Annotated in this window: 12 protein-coding genes and 1 pseudogene; 6 read left to right on the top strand and 7 right to left on the bottom strand. The window is 43.3% G+C overall.

From position 1 onward, the window contains the following. Positions 1-615: 615 nt before the first annotated feature. The 6 genes and pseudogenes from BIY37_RS12950 to BIY37_RS12915 all read right to left on the bottom strand — a co-directional run bounded on the left by BIY37_RS12950 (position 616) and on the right by BIY37_RS12915 (position 6,412). Positions 616-1,005 carry a CBS domain-containing protein gene (locus BIY37_RS12950; protein ID WP_070068258.1) on the bottom strand — a complete coding sequence of 130 codons (390 nt, stop codon included), beginning with the start codon at positions 1,003-1,005 and terminating at the stop codon, positions 616-618. Positions 1,006-1,185: 180 nt separating this feature from the next. After that, positions 1,186-1,763, bottom strand: a pseudogene (gene msrA / locus BIY37_RS12940) (peptide-methionine (S)-S-oxide reductase MsrA). Positions 1,764-2,097: 334 nt separating this feature from the next. Then, entirely contained in the window at positions 2,098-2,667 is a 570-nt protein-coding gene (locus BIY37_RS12930) for a BPSL1445 family SYLF domain-containing lipoprotein (protein ID WP_070068255.1), read from the bottom strand. A 36-nt stretch (positions 2,668-2,703) separates the two neighbouring features. Then, a complete protein-coding gene (locus BIY37_RS12925; protein WP_070068254.1) occupies positions 2,704-4,035 on the bottom strand; it encodes an alpha-amylase family glycosyl hydrolase in 1,332 nt (443 codons plus the stop codon). Positions 4,036-4,369: 334 nt separating this feature from the next. Continuing rightward, a complete protein-coding gene (locus BIY37_RS12920; protein WP_070068253.1) occupies positions 4,370-5,227 on the bottom strand; it encodes an adenylate/guanylate cyclase domain-containing protein in 858 nt (285 codons plus the stop codon). Between the two features lie 597 nt (positions 5,228-5,824). Continuing rightward, a complete protein-coding gene (locus tag BIY37_RS12915; protein WP_070068252.1) occupies positions 5,825-6,412 on the bottom strand; it encodes a cyclic nucleotide-binding domain-containing protein in 588 nt (195 codons plus the stop codon). Between the two features lie 353 nt (positions 6,413-6,765). On the opposite strand from BIY37_RS12915, the gene BIY37_RS12910 reads away from it, so the two are divergent. The 3 genes from BIY37_RS12910 to BIY37_RS12900 all read left to right on the top strand — a co-directional run bounded on the left by BIY37_RS12910 (position 6,766) and on the right by BIY37_RS12900 (position 10,642). Next, positions 6,766-7,155, top strand: coding sequence for a hypothetical protein (locus BIY37_RS12910; RefSeq protein ID WP_070068251.1), 390 nt, complete (start codon positions 6,766-6,768; stop codon positions 7,153-7,155). Between the two features lie 210 nt (positions 7,156-7,365). Further along, positions 7,366-9,291 (top strand): acyl-CoA dehydratase activase, encoded by a 1,926-nt coding sequence (locus BIY37_RS12905; protein WP_070068250.1) that lies wholly within the window; start codon positions 7,366-7,368, stop codon positions 9,289-9,291. Between the two features lie 7 nt (positions 9,292-9,298). Beyond that, positions 9,299-10,642, top strand: a complete 1,344-nt coding sequence (locus BIY37_RS12900; RefSeq protein ID WP_070068249.1) for a 2-hydroxyacyl-CoA dehydratase subunit D — start codon at positions 9,299-9,301, stop codon at positions 10,640-10,642. Positions 10,643-11,161: 519 nt separating this feature from the next. Here the strand turns inward: BIY37_RS12900 and truA are convergent. Beyond that, positions 11,162-11,896: a tRNA pseudouridine(38-40) synthase TruA gene (gene truA, locus BIY37_RS12895; RefSeq protein WP_070068248.1), complete on the bottom strand. Its 735-nt coding sequence runs from the start codon at positions 11,894-11,896 to the stop codon at positions 11,162-11,164. A gap of 547 nt (positions 11,897-12,443) precedes the next feature. Here truA and BIY37_RS12890 point away from each other — a divergent pair. The 3 genes from BIY37_RS12890 (at position 12,444) to BIY37_RS12880 (ending at position 15,492) form a co-directional block, all read left to right on the top strand. After that, positions 12,444-13,004 carry a YceI family protein gene (locus tag BIY37_RS12890; RefSeq protein WP_070068247.1) on the top strand — a complete coding sequence of 187 codons (561 nt, stop codon included), beginning with the start codon at positions 12,444-12,446 and terminating at the stop codon, positions 13,002-13,004. Positions 13,005-13,196: 192 nt separating this feature from the next. After that, on the top strand, positions 13,197-13,685 hold the full coding sequence (locus BIY37_RS12885; protein WP_070068246.1) for a QcrA and Rieske domain-containing protein: 489 nt from the start codon (positions 13,197-13,199) through the stop codon (positions 13,683-13,685). 19 nt (positions 13,686-13,704) lie between these two features. Next, positions 13,705-15,492: a cytochrome b N-terminal domain-containing protein gene (locus BIY37_RS12880; protein WP_070068245.1), complete on the top strand. Its 1,788-nt coding sequence runs from the start codon at positions 13,705-13,707 to the stop codon at positions 15,490-15,492. Positions 15,493-15,912: the final 420 nt, after the last annotated feature.

Raw genomic sequence — 15,912 nt, 5'->3', positions numbered from 1 at the left:
AATCATGTCATCCCTTCGGGATTTTCCCGTCTGCCCGTTTTCCCTATCGGCTCCTGACTATTCTGAGAAATTATTCTCTCTCACCATCCGTTTCGCTGAATAGTTACATAAATTTTGGGTCTTCTTCCTATTGAGCGGGTAAAAATGAGAGAAAAAACGATCCCTATATGATGCATATGAATTCTGTAATTTTAAACTACAGCACAAGGTATCAGACATTTTTGGTGATTCCAATGCCATAGTAATAAAGTTTACCCGATCGGGAAAAAAACCGCCTGCGATACCTGCGGCAACAGATGTGTGTACCCCGAAATGGAAATTCGCCGTGTTTCCTGTCTTAGCCCGACCTTCACAATTCGAGGGGTATGCAAGCCGCTAAGCCAGCAAACTCAAGGGGTCGCACAAAAAAGTTGGCACTACAAGCCATCTTGAGAATTCACCCCTTTCGTACCAAGGATTTCCCGGCGATACCTGCCCAAAAATAACTGTTTTTATGTGCAAATTACGAAAGTCGGGCTAACCGTGAGGGAGGTTCGGGATAAGGCTTTTTTGAAACATGTGCAGAAAGGGCGTTACCCGAAATAGGCTTTCCACTGCCGATGTGCAGGTTACAGTTTAACACAATTTCACCAAATATCTGATCAGGTCCGTGCTCGTAATAATTCCTATGAGATGACGTTCGTTGTTAATCACCGGAAGAGAATGAAATATTCCATCACTCAGAAGCTGTGCAGCTTTTCGTACGCTGTCATTTATATCAATGGTAACGAGGTTCCTTTTCATAACCTCTTCAATTGACCATTCGTCCGCAGTGGATACCGTAATGTTCAACCGGATAATATCGGTCGTACTGATCATACCAGAAAGCCTCCGGCCATCTACCACCGGTACATGATGGATTTGATTTTCCGCCAATATCCGGAGGACCTCGCTCATTTTTTGACTTATCTGCACGGTCTTCACATTGGTGGTCATGACATGAGATATGGGATCAAGATGTTTCATGCTGCCTGCCTTTCATTGAATTCCAAGACGATCCGTGAAGATGGGTGCCATTTACGCAGTTACAGGTATGCCAGAATATGCCGGCGAAAAAGTCGTCATATTCACGAGCCTTTAAGTTCTCCCTCCTGACGGAAATCTTTATCCTGATGTTTTTTGCTCCGGAAAACATCTATCTGCGAACTATTTTCTCCTAAGTTTTTTCCGGAAGTGTTCCCGGAATTTCTCTATCTTCGGCGCAATCACAACCCGGCAATACCCCTGTCCGGGATTCAGTTTATAATATTCCTGATGATAATCTTCTGCCTTATAAAATGCCGTAAACGGCGCTATTTCAGTCACGATCGGCGCCTCCCATAAATGCGCATCGTGAATCTCCCGGACAACCTGTTCTGCCACCGCTTTCTGTTCCTGGTTTCGGTAGAAAATAACGGAGCGATACTGTGTACCTATATCCGCTCCCTGACGATTCAAGGTTGTGGGGTCATGCATCGCAAAAAAAACCTCTAAAATTTCTCTTAAGCAGACGATCTTGGGATCAAACGTAATTTGTACCACCTCCGCATGCCCCGTAGTTCCCGTACAGACCCTTGATAGGTGGGATTATCGACCCAGCCACCGGAATAACCTGATTCCGCACGTACAACGCCTTCCAGTTCATCAAAGAACGCCTCAATACACCAGAAACAACCGCCCCCCAGCGTTACAACTTCCTTGTCTTGTGCGAGAATCGACGGTTGATCATTCGTCTTATTCACCATGAGAGCGCTTGACAGCGTTAGGCTGCTCAGTAATAGGCTTTTTAAAAGTATGTATACCATCACAATATCCAAAACTCATAGTTTTTTTATTTTATCATGACATAGCGTTGCAATTCAAAAAAAATATTTCCCCGGCAAAAGCAGTAAATAATGCCTGGACAAAAACCAGCAGAAGGCTGATAACACAAGAAGGAGAAGTAAATTTATTGCGGGTGCGGCACACGAGAGCCTGGACGTAATAGAGGATGCAATACGAAATGATTATCTCTGCAAACAGCAAGACCTCATACCACAATTCCCTCTTTTATCCCGTACACCATCTGCCCCGAAGATATTATTTTTTCAGTTTGGTAAACTTCGAGCCTTCCAAAGTTAGATTGTACATCAAACCCTTCTGGTTAAAAACGAACCCGACAACAGGTTCTTTGATTTTCGCAGTATCGATGGAGGCTGCTGCCCCAAGGTTTATAAGAGCTACTGATCCGTCAACCCCTGCCTTCCAGCCGGAGCTTGCACGGAACCTGGCAAGAGCTTCATCTTGCATAAAGACGAGGATGACATCTTTTTTTTGGCCGCCGAGTTGAAATCCATATGAGCCAGCGGCGATACTGTAATAATCAGCAGTATTTCCGTTCATTCTCAGCGCTCCCTCGCCGTATTCACCGCCAATGACCAGTCCTCCTTTGATAACCCCAGGCAATACCAGCACCCCCTTTGCACTCTTCAAAAATTCCTCTGCACCCTTTACTTCTTTACGGAAACGGTCCAGGGAAGCATCTACACTCACATCAATCTCCCTGGCCGTTTTAGCGCAGGAGTTGTTATCAGAAAAAAATACAGAAACAACGATAATGCCAACGGTTAACAAAAAGCTTTTTATGAGGTGCGGTTTTATCTGCTGCATATTTAATAGATCCTTTCTCTGATAAGTGAAACCTATTCAACATTGTGGAACGTAAACGGCATAGCCTCTTGGTGGCGACCAGAAGTCTGCACAACCGTCCTCTTGCGTCCATTTTTCCTGCGGGGCGTTCAGGTCGTTTCTTCCCCTCCAGGCCATAGGAACAAATCTGGTATTTTTCCACTGCGTCTGAACCGAAACGCCGTTCCAATCTCCACGATTGTTGAGTACGAAAATCAGACCTCTCTGGCTGTTATAGCCATTTCTCTGCATGATATACAGATCGTCACCGGCGTGCAGAACTGTAGTGGAGCCACCGGCATAGTCTTCATGTATTCTCACCAGCGCTGCAATGCCGTTTGCAGAATCCTCCTGTCCAAGACCCCAGGTGTAATAATCCTGCCAAAATACGCACGGGTAACCCTCGTGAGTCAGGATGAAGGCGTACGCAAGCATTTTGTCCGTGAAGATCGGGTCATTTCGCACGACATCATGGTTTTCCACAAAGGTGACAGCCTGAGATGGTGCGTCTTTCATCAATATTCCGCCATCAGTGAGATTCTTTAAGCTGTATCCATAAACTTGGCACAGATCTCTCAACCGGTATCTCAAGGGAAAATCAAAGGCAGCGACAGGATTGTCTGACCAGGTATTCGTTTCATCAAGCCAGTCGCTGATACTACGGTCACTATCCCAGTACTCGCCAACTCCGAAGGGTTTATACCCCTTCTCGTCCTTGATGCCTCTCAACTCCTGAATAGCCCGAATCATCCAGCCACCATATCCCTTCACACAATCATACCGGAATCCGTCGAATCCTATCTCTTCAATGAGCCATCGTGCATACTCCAGGAGTTCCGTATAGACCTGTGGATTTCTATGGCAAAGGTCAGGCATACCTTCAAAGACCATATCATCCCAGGTTTCATACGGTGAAGGATGAAAGCACTTCCAATTTCTTGAAAACTTTCCGCTTTTCGGATTGAACTTGGTCCATCTCTTTGTGCCATCGATTGGGTTAGTTTCATCAGCATCAGCACCGCTGTTGTGGTTTAAAACGAGGTCGGCATAAACTTCCAACCGGTTTTCATGCGCAGTCCTGATTAACTCAACCAACTCTGCTTTCGAACCAAACCAAGTCTTTATGAAACCTTTCTGGTCAATATCACCAAGGTCGTAATAATCGTAGGGATCGTACCCCATTGACATACCATCAATATTAGCCGCTTTGTTGGCAGGTGGCAACCATAGCGCAGTAAAACCGACCTTGCCCAGGGAAGAGACCTTCTTCTTAAGGAAATTCCACCACTGGAACTCCTGGTTTTCCAATTTAGGACAATCCCAGTAAAAAGCCTGCATAAGAACACCCATCGTTTTAATCCTCCCTGATTTTATTTATTTCAAATATTCCTTAATATATCCACAGAAAGCAAGACCTTACCCACCCCTTTGTCCCTCCCGGGAGGGGATTTCGTCGTTATGCGGGAGTAAGATAGATTAAGCATGTCCTGAGTATATGAAGGACGAAGTGAACCCATCGGCACAATGGTCCTGCTTGGATGCGTTTGTTCCGTCGACAAGTTCGGGACAGGCTTCACCCGACCTTATACACAACTACACACACAATTACCAGGCAAACGCCGGGTACTACTTGTTCGTAGTATTTCATCTGATACCGGTCCCGAAAAATACCTTTGCAATGCAGTTATTTGTCTTTCATTTTCCATATTCCATTCCAATCCAGGCTCGGCGGGCTTTTTGAGAGGATATCACACCTTTTTGCCATCACCAATCCTATCCCTAATCCATATTCCTGGTAAATTTTTTGAAAGAGTTCCGCTGCTGTTGTCCATTCTTTTCTGCAATACCTCGAATACGCCTCCGAATATTCTTTCTGAGAGTTTTTTTTCGTCTCAAATCTGGGGTCGTTGTCGATAAGAATTTCAAACAAGGTGATGGGTTCTCTAAAACCCTTTAATATAATCCGGTCTATAAAACGATAGGAGAATCTTTGGTCGGTGGATATGTAGTTTTCGGCAAATTTAAAAAAACGGTCAGAAATCAAAACCCTGGCATCATACAGGCGGGATAACCCTTCAATCCTTGCGGCCTCATGAACACACCGGCCTACGGGATGGTTGCGTTTGTCCAATGGATAATAGACAAATGAAACATCTCCAACCGTAATACCGAAGCCGATATCGATTCTGGGTTTCAAGACACCCACCCCTTGGGAGTCGTTATAATTACGCATCCGTTTTGTTAGCCGGTATATATTTTCTAAAATGTATTTTGCATTGTCTTCCGGGAAGATTCCCATAACACCGTCACCATAGATTTCCGCATAGGTGTTTTCATGTCCTAGATAGAGTTCTTTATAGGATGTTTCGTGGACATCCATGATAAAATCTGCATAGGTAAAGACTTTTTCTCCGGAACCTTCGATGCCACTGTAGACACCTTGCCCAAAATCCATTAATATATCCGTTGAATTCCGGAGATCGCAGAACAGAACAATCCGCTTCGCCATTTTCATTGGAAATTTAACAGTATGATCTTCCATTCCCATCCCCCGTTTTTTAAGGTTAGGCCTACGTTTACGTTAAAGAATTTCAATCTTGTACAATTCACGAAATACACGTGAAAGAATCGCCGAATCCCCAATTCAACAAATAGGAATTTTATCCCCCTTCCGTTTGCGGTAGAAACCTGGGGCTTTGTAATTCTCCTTCTGGGAAAAGTCAGGTGCAGATGAAAAATCGTTGGGTTTCACTCTCTTAAAACCCAAATTACTTCAATATTATGGCGGAGGAAGACAAACAGGCTGTCCAGAAAGGTGTGTTTTGCCGGCATTCTCAGACAGCCTGTTTTGCTTATTTCCCGAAATTTTTACGATCCGAAGGTATTGCTAAAATAGAAATATGCAGGTCACCCGAATTCCTTTTATCCTTTCAGGACTAGCCATGATATTTCCCTTTCGTAGAGGACTCTTCCCTCCCTGCTATAAACTGTCTGTTGTTGGGAAACAAAAGGCAATATCATGGAGTTTCGGAAGACGTAACCGTTGCCATTTTTTAAATACGGCATGGATACAAAATCTTTTATTTTCGCAGAATAGTTTTTTACGAGTACGGTAGACTTGCTTTTTCTTCCTTCATACTCATTTGCATTTTTGAATCAGTGTTGTAGATAATGAATCAATCGGTTTGGAGGCTTCTTCCAGTTGTGTCACGAGTTTTATGCTGCCATCCATAGCAGAAACAAAACGCTCAATCATCAGGCCTACGACCTTCCGCAGGATATCCGGCATTTTCTCAACCTCTTTTTCAAAGAGCTTGGGATCAATCATCCGCCCTTTGATCGTCAGGATCTCATGCAAACAGTTCGTTAACCGGCTATAGACATCACTGAGATAAAAAAAATCCTGTGTCATTTTGTCAAGTTTGCCGCGTGCTTCCGGAGAGAGTTTATTAATGGCTTCCATAAAGGTATCTTTGGTGATCATTCCTACAACCACATCGCCATCTGCTGTCACAGAGGCGGTTCGTTTTGCCATACCGAAAAAACTCATCTCCCCGAAAATATCGCCTGTTTTTAAAGTGCCAACAAGTACCTGTTTATTATTGACATTTTTCCAGACCTTGGCTCTGCCGGATTGTAAAACATAAGCGTAATAGGCCCAGCTACCCTCTTCTAAAATAATACTGCCATCTTTTATCTTCTCTGTTCTGCTAATAAACTGTTCCACAATATCTCCTTTGCACTAGTTTGTGAATTTACCAAATCGACAGAATATTCATACCCTTCGGTATGGCTTGTCGTCTTTTGCCATTCCCATCATCGCTGTATCAATTAATGATTTTTTAATATTTTTAGCGAAGGCATATTATTAAAATAATCAACTTTTAAGTCAACACAAATCCCTGAAATTATCATGCACCTGATCAGTTATAAAAAACGTAGCGGGTCAGGGACTTGTCATGCTCTTATCCGATAATTTTTTGGTTGACAATTTATATTTTTTCTATATTTTAATCTTTTTGACGTATTATTGAGTTTTTTTGGTATTATGATTTTATTTGCTAAGGAGATTTTAGATCTATGAGCCCTCTATCAAAGAATTTTGTGCGCGCAAGCCTGATTTACTTTTTCATTGCTGTTATCCTCGGCATCATCATGATTTCTATGAGAAGCTATCCGGCACAATTACTCTTCAGCCATGTCCATCTCAACCTTCTTGGGTGGATGTCGATGATGATCTTTGGCGTTGGATATCACATTTTGCCAAGATTTTCAGGAACACCGCTAGCTTACCCTCAAATAGGCACCCTTCAATTCTATCTTGCAAACGTTGGTCTAGTGGGACTGGTGTGCTTCCGGACGATCCATCCACTTGCAGAAATTTTTGCAGGTATGCTCGTGGTATCTGTTGGCCTGTTTGTGTTTAATATCTGGATGAGCATGATTCCACCAAAACCTGATCCTGAGTAGGTATCTATAAAACAAGCATCTTCCATACAAAAACCAACGGTAAGAGACAATCACTTTTATCATACCAGCAGGGGCGGTACCAGCAACCGTAAAATTCTTAGAATTCGAATTGTCACCCTGATTCTTATTGTTTTCCAGATTTTATGAAGATAGAATACTACGATATTTGAGTCTATGTCCGGCTAAAATACCAAAAGGAGATTTTTGAGAATGTACACGATAGGAATTGATATTGGTTCTATGTCAACCAATGGCGTTCTGATAAACGAGAAGAAAGAAATTCTTTTATCAATCATCATACCAACTGGCGCCAGCAGTAAAAAGGCTGCGGATAAAATTTTTCAGCAGATACTTACGGAACAGAAACTTTCTGAGCGCGACATCAACTATATCGTCGCTACCGGATACGGGCGCATCAAGGTGCCGTTTGCCAATGAAGTGGTAACAGAGATAACCTGTCATGCCAAGGGAGCAAATTATTACTTCCCCAAGGCGAGAACGATCATTGACATTGGCGGACAAGATAGCAAGGTCATTAAAGTCGATGCGAATGGAAATGTTCTCGACTTTGTTATGAACGACAAGTGTGCTGCCGGTACGGGCCGGTTTCTTGAGGTTATGGCCAGAACCCTGGAGATCGACCTGGAAGAAATGGGTCCGATTTCACTGAATGGAAAGGAGAGTGTTTCTGTCAGTAGCCTATGCACGGTATTTGCAGAATCTGAAGTGGTATCCCTGATTGGCGCAGATCACAGAACAGCAGACATTTGCAGAGGTTTACATATCTCAATTGCCAAACGTATCACGGCACAGCTCAAGAGGATTGGGCTGGAGGAAGAGATTGTCATGACCGGTGGTGTGGCAAAGAATATCGGTGTTGTAGCAGAGCTGGAAAAGAATCTGGGTTGTAAAATCAAGATTTCAGAAGAACCACAAATCAATGGAGCGCTTGGGGCGGCATTGATTGCCCTGGAAAAGACGCAGGCAAAGATCCATACGCCGGCATCGATGTCCGTTTCTGTCTTGGGAAGCACAAGGGATGATGCTTTCGTAACAGAATTTTCCGCAGATGACCACACCTTGCCGAAAATCGGGTATTTCTGCTCCTACACTCCAGTGGAACTTATTCGCGCCGCCGGATTCCATCCGGTCAGAATCAAGGGTTCAGAGCAGGAATCGAGTGCTGCAAATGAAATGCTGTGCAGCAATATCTGCTCTTATATCAAAGCCGTGGCTGATCAAAAAATCCATGGTAAGCTGGAAGATTTTAAAGGAATGGTATTTGTCAATTCGTGTGACGGTATGCGGCGGCTGTATGACGCATGGGTAAAGCTGGATAATGGGAAAAAGTCATTTAACTATATCCTGGATATTCCAAAAAATACCGATGACGCCGCGGTTTTTTATTATGCGAATCTGCTCAAAAACTTTAAGGAAAAACTAGAAACTTTTTTCGCGCTTAAAATTAATCCGGACGATATTAACCAGAGCATTACCTTGTATAATGCGGTGCGGGAAAAGGTCAGGATGTTTTTGCAAAAGTACTGGAGTGGGTATCTTGGACAATCTGGCTACGAGATCTTTTCCCTGTTAAAAAAGGGTGTTAACGCTGTGCCAGAAAAATTCCAGTCCTATTTAACCCATCTGATGAAGCAAAGGGAAGGCATATGTGATACACGAAATGTACCCAGGCTTTTCATCTGGGGAAGTATTATGGAAAATGAAAAGATTATGAAAATTATCGAAGATGCTGGCTCAAAGGTAATTGCAGAGGATCTATGCAATGGCAGCCGTTACTTCGATGCCCAAATCCATATCAGCGATGATCCCATCCTGTCAATTGCCAGGAGATATATCTTGCGATCTCCGTGTTCAAGGATGGTTAATATCTTCGACAGGATGAACAATGTGCTGACCACAATGCAGGAGAAATCAATTCATGGGGCAATTTATCACACGCTCAAATTTTGTGATCATAACCTTTTAGATTATCCTATCATAAAAAAGACGTTCCATGAGAAAAATATCCCTCTTCTTCATCTCACTTGTGATTATAGCCTGAGCAGCGAAGGTCAGATTAAAACCAGGGTGGAAGCATTTCTTGAACAATTAACCCGTACTTCCAGGAAAGAATAAGGAAAACATGCTATCAATTCGTAAATATAAGGAGTGGATTGAACCAATACGCCGTCGTTTTTCTCCACTATTGTTTCGTGAGCTTTTACGGTTTCTGCGAATATATTATTTCTTCTGCCGAGGCAATAAAAAGAAGGAGCTGGTTTCCCTGCGCGTTCAGTCTCGTGTCGGTGTAAAGCATCTCCACAACGTGTATGCCAACCCGAAACGAACTGTTTGGACAACCATGTTTATTCCTTCCGAAATCCTGTTTGCTATGGGGCTGTATCCGTTTTGTCTGGAAATCGGCGCAGCGCTTTTTGCAAGTATCGGGCAAAGCTCCCGGGGGCTCATGGAGGCTGAATCGTACGGGGTTCCCACGGATATTTGCACCTTTCACCGTTCCGCAATCGGACATACATTCAGAAATCTCTTTCCCAAGAACATCCTCCAGGCTGCCACGACAACGCTCTGCGATAACAACACCAAGACAATGAAGATATGCGAGTCGGTAACGGGAAAAGAGACCATTGTCATTGATGTTCCCTACGAGGCAGACGATTATTCTGTTCAGTATCTTGCGAAACAGCTTGAAGATTTTGTTCATCGCCTTGAGGAGATTACGGGAAGAAAGATGGAACAAGCCGCGTTTGAAGAGGCCATTGATTACTCAAATCAGGTGCGGGAGAAGATGCTTGAAATCAATGCATTGAGAAAAGATTCATTTTGTCCCCTTCCTGGCAGCAAGGCATTAGGGTTCATGTTTCCGGCATATTTGTTAATTGGCTCCAAATTATCTGTAGAATTTTTCTCTGCCCTTGCTACCGAATTACGAGAAAAAATCGAAGAAAAAAAGAAGAATAGAAACCCTGTCGCTGAAAAAGATATAATCAAAATCCTCTGGTTAGAATTAAAACCTTATTTCAAAATCGATTTCCTGACAAAATTAGAGGAAGAACAGGGGGTCAGGATTGTTTTTGAGGAAACCAATAGCGTGTACTGGGATAAGCTCGATCCAAAAAAACCCTATGAAAGTCTTGCAAAGAAACTTATCACCAATCATTATAATGGTCCACTGGAGCGGCGTATTGAGGTGACGAAGAAGCTTGCCAGGGAGTATCAGGTCGATGGTATCGTGGTATTCTCATCCTGGGGCTGCAGACGAAACAACGCCGCTGTGCCTACGCTAAAAAGAGAGTTGAACAGGATTGGATACCCGCTTCTCAGTCTCGACGGTGATTGTGTCGATGATCACAATTATATGCCAGGTCAATTTTCCACGCGGATTGAGGGTTTTTTAGAGATGTTACGGGGAAGGAAAACCCCGGCAAATCTTCCACAACATGAAACATGTGAAGTCGGGGTAAGTTAAACGGTTACTCACCTTCATGCCTGCAACCCGCAAGGGCTGCCGCAACCTTTTCCAGAACACTTGCTACATACGCCGGTCGGTCGTAATCAATTTTTTTCGGAGTGTCGTCCTGCGGGTAATAATAGGGATACCAAAACGGCGGGTATCCGTCATCATGACACCAGGAAGCCCTTCCTGCCAGAATGGCTACTGATCAGACCGCCAACCACGGCAAGCATTTCAGGTAATGCTGCGGTTTCGGATGGAAATTGAGCATAGCAGCGAAATAACCCCACGGCATCCCGCACGAGCTTCCGTGATTTGATATTCCCAACGAATAGCAGAAAATTTCGCGTAATATTTTTTGTTTCTCAGTCCGGACTGGGATTGACCCTTCATAGTTTTTTACCCGGCGCCGGTCCTTTTTCGTAGATGCGACAAGAAATCTTTGTCTTAACGAATGTTTTGTATTGCAATTAGCTCAGGATATTGCCGGCTACGTAACATTATTTGTAACAGAGGCTCTCTTTGTGTGCCCTATTAATATTTCACTTCTATGAGGCACAGGCCCTTTGCGGGGGCCGTAGGGCCCGCGAGGTTCCTGTTTCTTGCAGCTAAAATATCCCTGACGTTTTCTGTCATAATCTTCCCCCTTCCTACCTCGATAAGAGTGCCTACCATGGTCCTTACCATATTATACAGAAATCCGTCAGCCTCGACAGTAAAGAGGATATATTTCCCCTCTTTCGCAATCTCTAACCTTTTTATCGTACGTATCCGGTTCCTTTCCTGAAGTGCCCTCGTGGTAAAGGAGGTAAAATCATGAGTGCCGATGAGGTATTGAGCGGCATCGAGCATCTTGTCTGTATTGAGCAAAAGGCCGCATACATGGCAAAAATTGCGATTGAGCGAGGTTCTTATCCAGTCGTTAAGAAGCGTATATCGATAAATCTTTGATTGTGCATCGTATCGGGCGTGAAAAGACTCCATAACATCCGCCGCATCTTTTACGGTAATGTCATGGGGGAGATAAAAATTTATGGCACGAATCAGTTGTTCTGGTGGAATAGCCGAGGTGGTTTTAAAATTAGCCACCTGACCTAAGGCATGTACCCCTGAATCCGTCCGGCTGGAACCATACATTTTAACCGGTTCCTGAACGACGCGCTCTACCGCCTTTGAAAGGGTTTCCTGGATGGTTTTCTGATTCTTCTGCCATTGCCAGCCCGCATATTGCGTACCTTCGTATTCTATCAGAAGCCTTATGTTACGCATAGGCTAAGTAAAAATTTTAAGAATGTGCTCATATGTTAACACGAAAATTGAAACAAAAAAGGTGCAGACAATCAATCAAAAAACCCATGGTAAATAACCGTTCTTGTTTGAAAACGACGTAACGCCGCAAAGCCGCAACCAATTCTCCTTAAAAAAAGAACAGACAACCCTTTTGAATCTTCATTAAAAACGGAGAAACTGCGGGGGTTGTAATAAAGCCTGCTAAAAATTTTACAAGATAACACGACAATAGTCTCTTGTGCAGTCTTGTAATGCTGTCAAAAGGCGGAAGATTTCTGATAGAAAGGTACATAACTGGATGTCGCTTTTCGGACAGGCGTTAACTCAATCGATATTATTTTTGCAGGTTGACATTGTGGGAAAAAATTGGAATACTATCGGAAATTCTTTTAAAAGACGGATATAACATCATCGTGTAAAACTTTTTAGTAAGTCTTTTACACCACTTTTTGCCCCATAAGAGGGAGATTTGGGCGGCTATGCTGCGTTATAGGATATAATCATCTGGTCAAAACGGGGAGAAACTATGAGAATACCGGAGGGAACCTATCAGGTAAATGCGAGTTCCGGAAAGTTACATGTTTATACATTCAAAGAGGGCTTTCTTAGTGCAGTTGCTCACGATCTGCTGATTGAGGTGACTGATTTTCAAGTTAAATTATCTGTCCCGGCCGAAGGCATTCACGTATCAACTGTGGAAGCGACAATTCAGGCTTGTTCATTGAAAGTAATATGTGCTATGAAAGACGGACTACACCGGTATGATATGCTGAAGGAAAAGGACAAGACAGATATTGAAGAAGCCACGTGCAAAGAAGTGCTCCACACGGATAAGCACCCGGTCATTAACTTCCGTTCTACGGATATACAGGAAAAGGATGGCGCTTATCTCGTGAAAGGAGATTTGACCTTGCACGGGGTAACACGTCCCGTAGAGTTTCATGCAAGAACTACCACCGGAAAAGATCTCAAGGGAAAAGTGGCACTGTCCCAAAAAGACTATGGAATAAAACCCTATAAGGCTTTTTTGGGAACTCTCAAGGTGAAAAATGAGGTAGAGATTACCTTTGATCTGTCGTTAACTTAATTATCACAAAAATATTATTACGGCTATTTTTAACTTTAAGATTTTTGAAAATCCCCTTTATTTTTACAGAAAATATCTATATAATTTCTCTTTTTAATTCAATACCGGGAACCGAAAGTAAGGATGAATAGTAATTTAACCGGTAAGCAGATTTTAACGAATGTTCCAACGGAAGTGAAAAAGAGGTAAACGGTGGAAAACAACAGAAGAAGATTCCTGAAAATTGCATCACATAGCTTGGGAGGGATTTTGGCAGCGGGTATTGCAGCACCCTTGGTTGGATTGGGGATACACCCCTTGCTGAAAGAAACGGTATATGGAACTGAGGATTTTATTAACCTTGGCAAACTGGAAGACTTCCCCGTAGGTGTTCCGAAAAAAATAAATGTTACCTCTTCAAAAATGGATGCATGGAATGTTTTTGAAGGATTGGTTATGGGGTCTGTTTGGGTGCTGCGAAAGGAAGATAATTCTATAAACGTATTTTCTGTAAATTGCCCGCATCTTGGCTGTGGTATCAACTGGGGAGAAGAAGAAAAACAATTCCTGTGCCCTTGCCACGGAGGTGTTTTTGACATGAGCGGCAAGGTAATATCAGGGCCCCCGCCGCGCGGCCTTTACAGTTACGACACGAAAATTCAAAATAATAGCGTCTTAGTAAATTATAACAAATTGATATAAAAAAAGGTAATTCTGATCTATGGCAAATAAGTTAGGTGAATGGATAGAAGACAGAACTGGACTCAGCAAACTATTGAAAGTAATGCTGGATGAGCCGGTGCATGGTGGGGCCAAATGGTCATATATTTTCGGAAGTGGATTGGTATTCCTTTTCATATTGCAAGCTGCTACCGGTATTTTCATGGCAAGTTATTATTCTCCATCCTCGACGGCCGCATGGGGGAGTGTCTATTATCTTCAGCATAAGGCATCGTTCGGATGGTTTGTGCGCGGCCTGCACCATTTCGGCTCGAGCGCCATGATGGTTGTGGCCATTGCGCATATGTTCCAAGTTTTTATCTTTGGCGCCTATAAAAAACCCCGTGAGCTGAATTGGATTTCCGGTGTTATCCTGCTTTTATTCCTGGCTGGTTTTGGTCTCACAGGCTATCTTTTGCCCTGGGATCAAAAGGGATATTGGGCAACGCAGGTTGCCACCAATATCATGGGCACGGTTCCACTCATTGGAAAGTACATCAAAATATTGCATCAGGGTGGCTCTGATTATGGAAACTTTACCATTACCCGTTTTTACACCCTTCATGTATTCTTATTACCCCTCTCCCTTATTTTTTTCCTCTTCATCCATATAGCACTTTTTCGTAAACACGGTGTAACCCCGTATTGGAAAATGAAAGAAGACGTGATCAGAAATCACGTTGACCCATTTTGGCCGGATCAGATATTCAAAGATGTTGTATTTGCGCTAGGCATATACGCGGTCCTTGCCGGAATTGTCTTTTGGACGGGAGGCGCCGAGCTGCAAGCGCCAGCAGACCCTGCATCCAATTATCTTGCGAGGCCTGAATGGTATTTTTTGTTCCTGTTTGAGCTATTAAAATATTGCCAGGGGAACTATCTCATTGTTGGTACCGTGATTATTCCTACCCTTGCGTTGGCTTTTTTAATTGTACTGCCCTTTATCGATAGAAACATCTCCCGGTATCCATCAAAAAGGATACCTTTTTTTGTTGCGATATTTTCAGGATGGGCCGGTGCTGTTGTTTTGACCTTACTCGCCATGCATCATGACAGCAAGGATATCCATATCATCCAGCAGCGCGAAGAGGCAGAGAAACAGGCTGCAAGAGCGATAAAATTGGCGGACAAAGGAATTCCTCCAACTGGAGCACTGTCGATTTTCCTTCATGATCCCATTACCCTTGGCGAGAAGATATTTAAAGAAAGCTGTAATGGTTGCCACATGCTCAGGGGTGAAGGTGGTGAAAACGGGCCTGATTTTACGAATTTTGGATCGAGAGAATGGATTGTGGGGTTGTTGAAAAATCCCAAGGATAAAAAATATTTCAAGGAATCAGGGATGATGCCTCCCGTAAAACTCCCGGATGAATCGCTCCTGGATATGGCGGAATTCCTGTTAAGCCAGTCAGCAGGCTTGATCAATCAGAATGCCGAACGAGTTGAGAGAGGAAAAGAACTTGTATTAAAAGGAAATTGCGTTGTGTGTCATCCCATGGGCAATAAAGATCTGAAAAAGATGGCACCCAACCTGACGGAGTATTTATCTGAGACGTGGTTAAAGGAGTTTATCAGGAACCCGGCGGATCCAAAATTCTACGGAACCCGGAATAAGATGCCTGCCTTTGACAAGTTTACTGACAGCCAATTAGACGCACTTATCCAATATTTGTTTAGTTTATCAAAAGATCGTGATCTGGTTTCCGAAAAACAAGGAACAGGAAGGCAAAGATATGTGTTTATTCCCACGTTTCCGCAAATATCGGTGAATTTTAAAGGCAAGTCCTGAGCCAGATCTGAACGGCCACCATACAAATGCTCGGGGCGTTTTTTCAAACGCCCGGTACGGCAATCTGTACCATGCGGCCTTCACTTCGTAGTACTGCCAAAAAAAGCATCTCATTTCAACCAACGATAAATTCAATTGATATCATCTATAGATTTAAACAAGTCCGTCCTGGAATCTCCTCCATACAACTTATTATAGCAACCGTCGCAAATTCGTATGCTCAAACGATTGCCTATCGGTGCTCTTTCCTGAGCTTGGCGATCTTGGTTTTAGACGATGGAGGAACAACCATTGCATGACCTCTTTGAGCCAATGCCATTTGGATCTCACTCCCCTTTCAAGAAATATGGGTATTTGCCAATCTTTCATACCCCCTTATCCAGTTTTACTTGAGTCGTATTGTCAAAAGATTATATTATG

This window comes from Candidatus Brocadia sapporoensis (assembly GCF_001753675.2).
Classification (GTDB): domain Bacteria; phylum Planctomycetota; class Brocadiia; order Brocadiales; family Brocadiaceae; genus Brocadia; species Brocadia sapporoensis.
This window is presented reverse-complemented; position numbering and strand designations above follow the sequence as displayed.

Coding starts and splice junctions, on each gene's coding strand:
- BIY37_RS12920 (WP_070068253.1), bottom strand. CDS start 5,227: ATGGAAGATCATACTGTTAAATTTCCAATGAAAATGGCGAAGCGGATT.
- BIY37_RS12905 (WP_070068250.1), top strand. CDS start 7,366: ATGTACACGATAGGAATTGATATTGGTTCTATGTCAACCAATGGCGTT.
- BIY37_RS12925 (WP_070068254.1), bottom strand. CDS start 4,035: ATGGGTGTTCTTATGCAGGCTTTTTACTGGGATTGTCCTAAATTGGAA.
- BIY37_RS12910 (WP_070068251.1), top strand. CDS start 6,766: ATGAGCCCTCTATCAAAGAATTTTGTGCGCGCAAGCCTGATTTACTTT.
- truA (WP_070068248.1), bottom strand. CDS start 11,896: ATGCGTAACATAAGGCTTCTGATAGAATACGAAGGTACGCAATATGCG.
- BIY37_RS12900 (WP_070068249.1), top strand. CDS start 9,299: ATGCTATCAATTCGTAAATATAAGGAGTGGATTGAACCAATACGCCGT.
- BIY37_RS12890 (WP_070068247.1), top strand. CDS start 12,444: ATGAGAATACCGGAGGGAACCTATCAGGTAAATGCGAGTTCCGGAAAG.
- BIY37_RS12880 (WP_070068245.1), top strand. CDS start 13,705: ATGGCAAATAAGTTAGGTGAATGGATAGAAGACAGAACTGGACTCAGC.
- BIY37_RS12950 (WP_070068258.1), bottom strand. CDS start 1,005: ATGAAACATCTTGATCCCATATCTCATGTCATGACCACCAATGTGAAG.
- BIY37_RS12930 (WP_070068255.1), bottom strand. CDS start 2,667: ATGCAGCAGATAAAACCGCACCTCATAAAAAGCTTTTTGTTAACCGTT.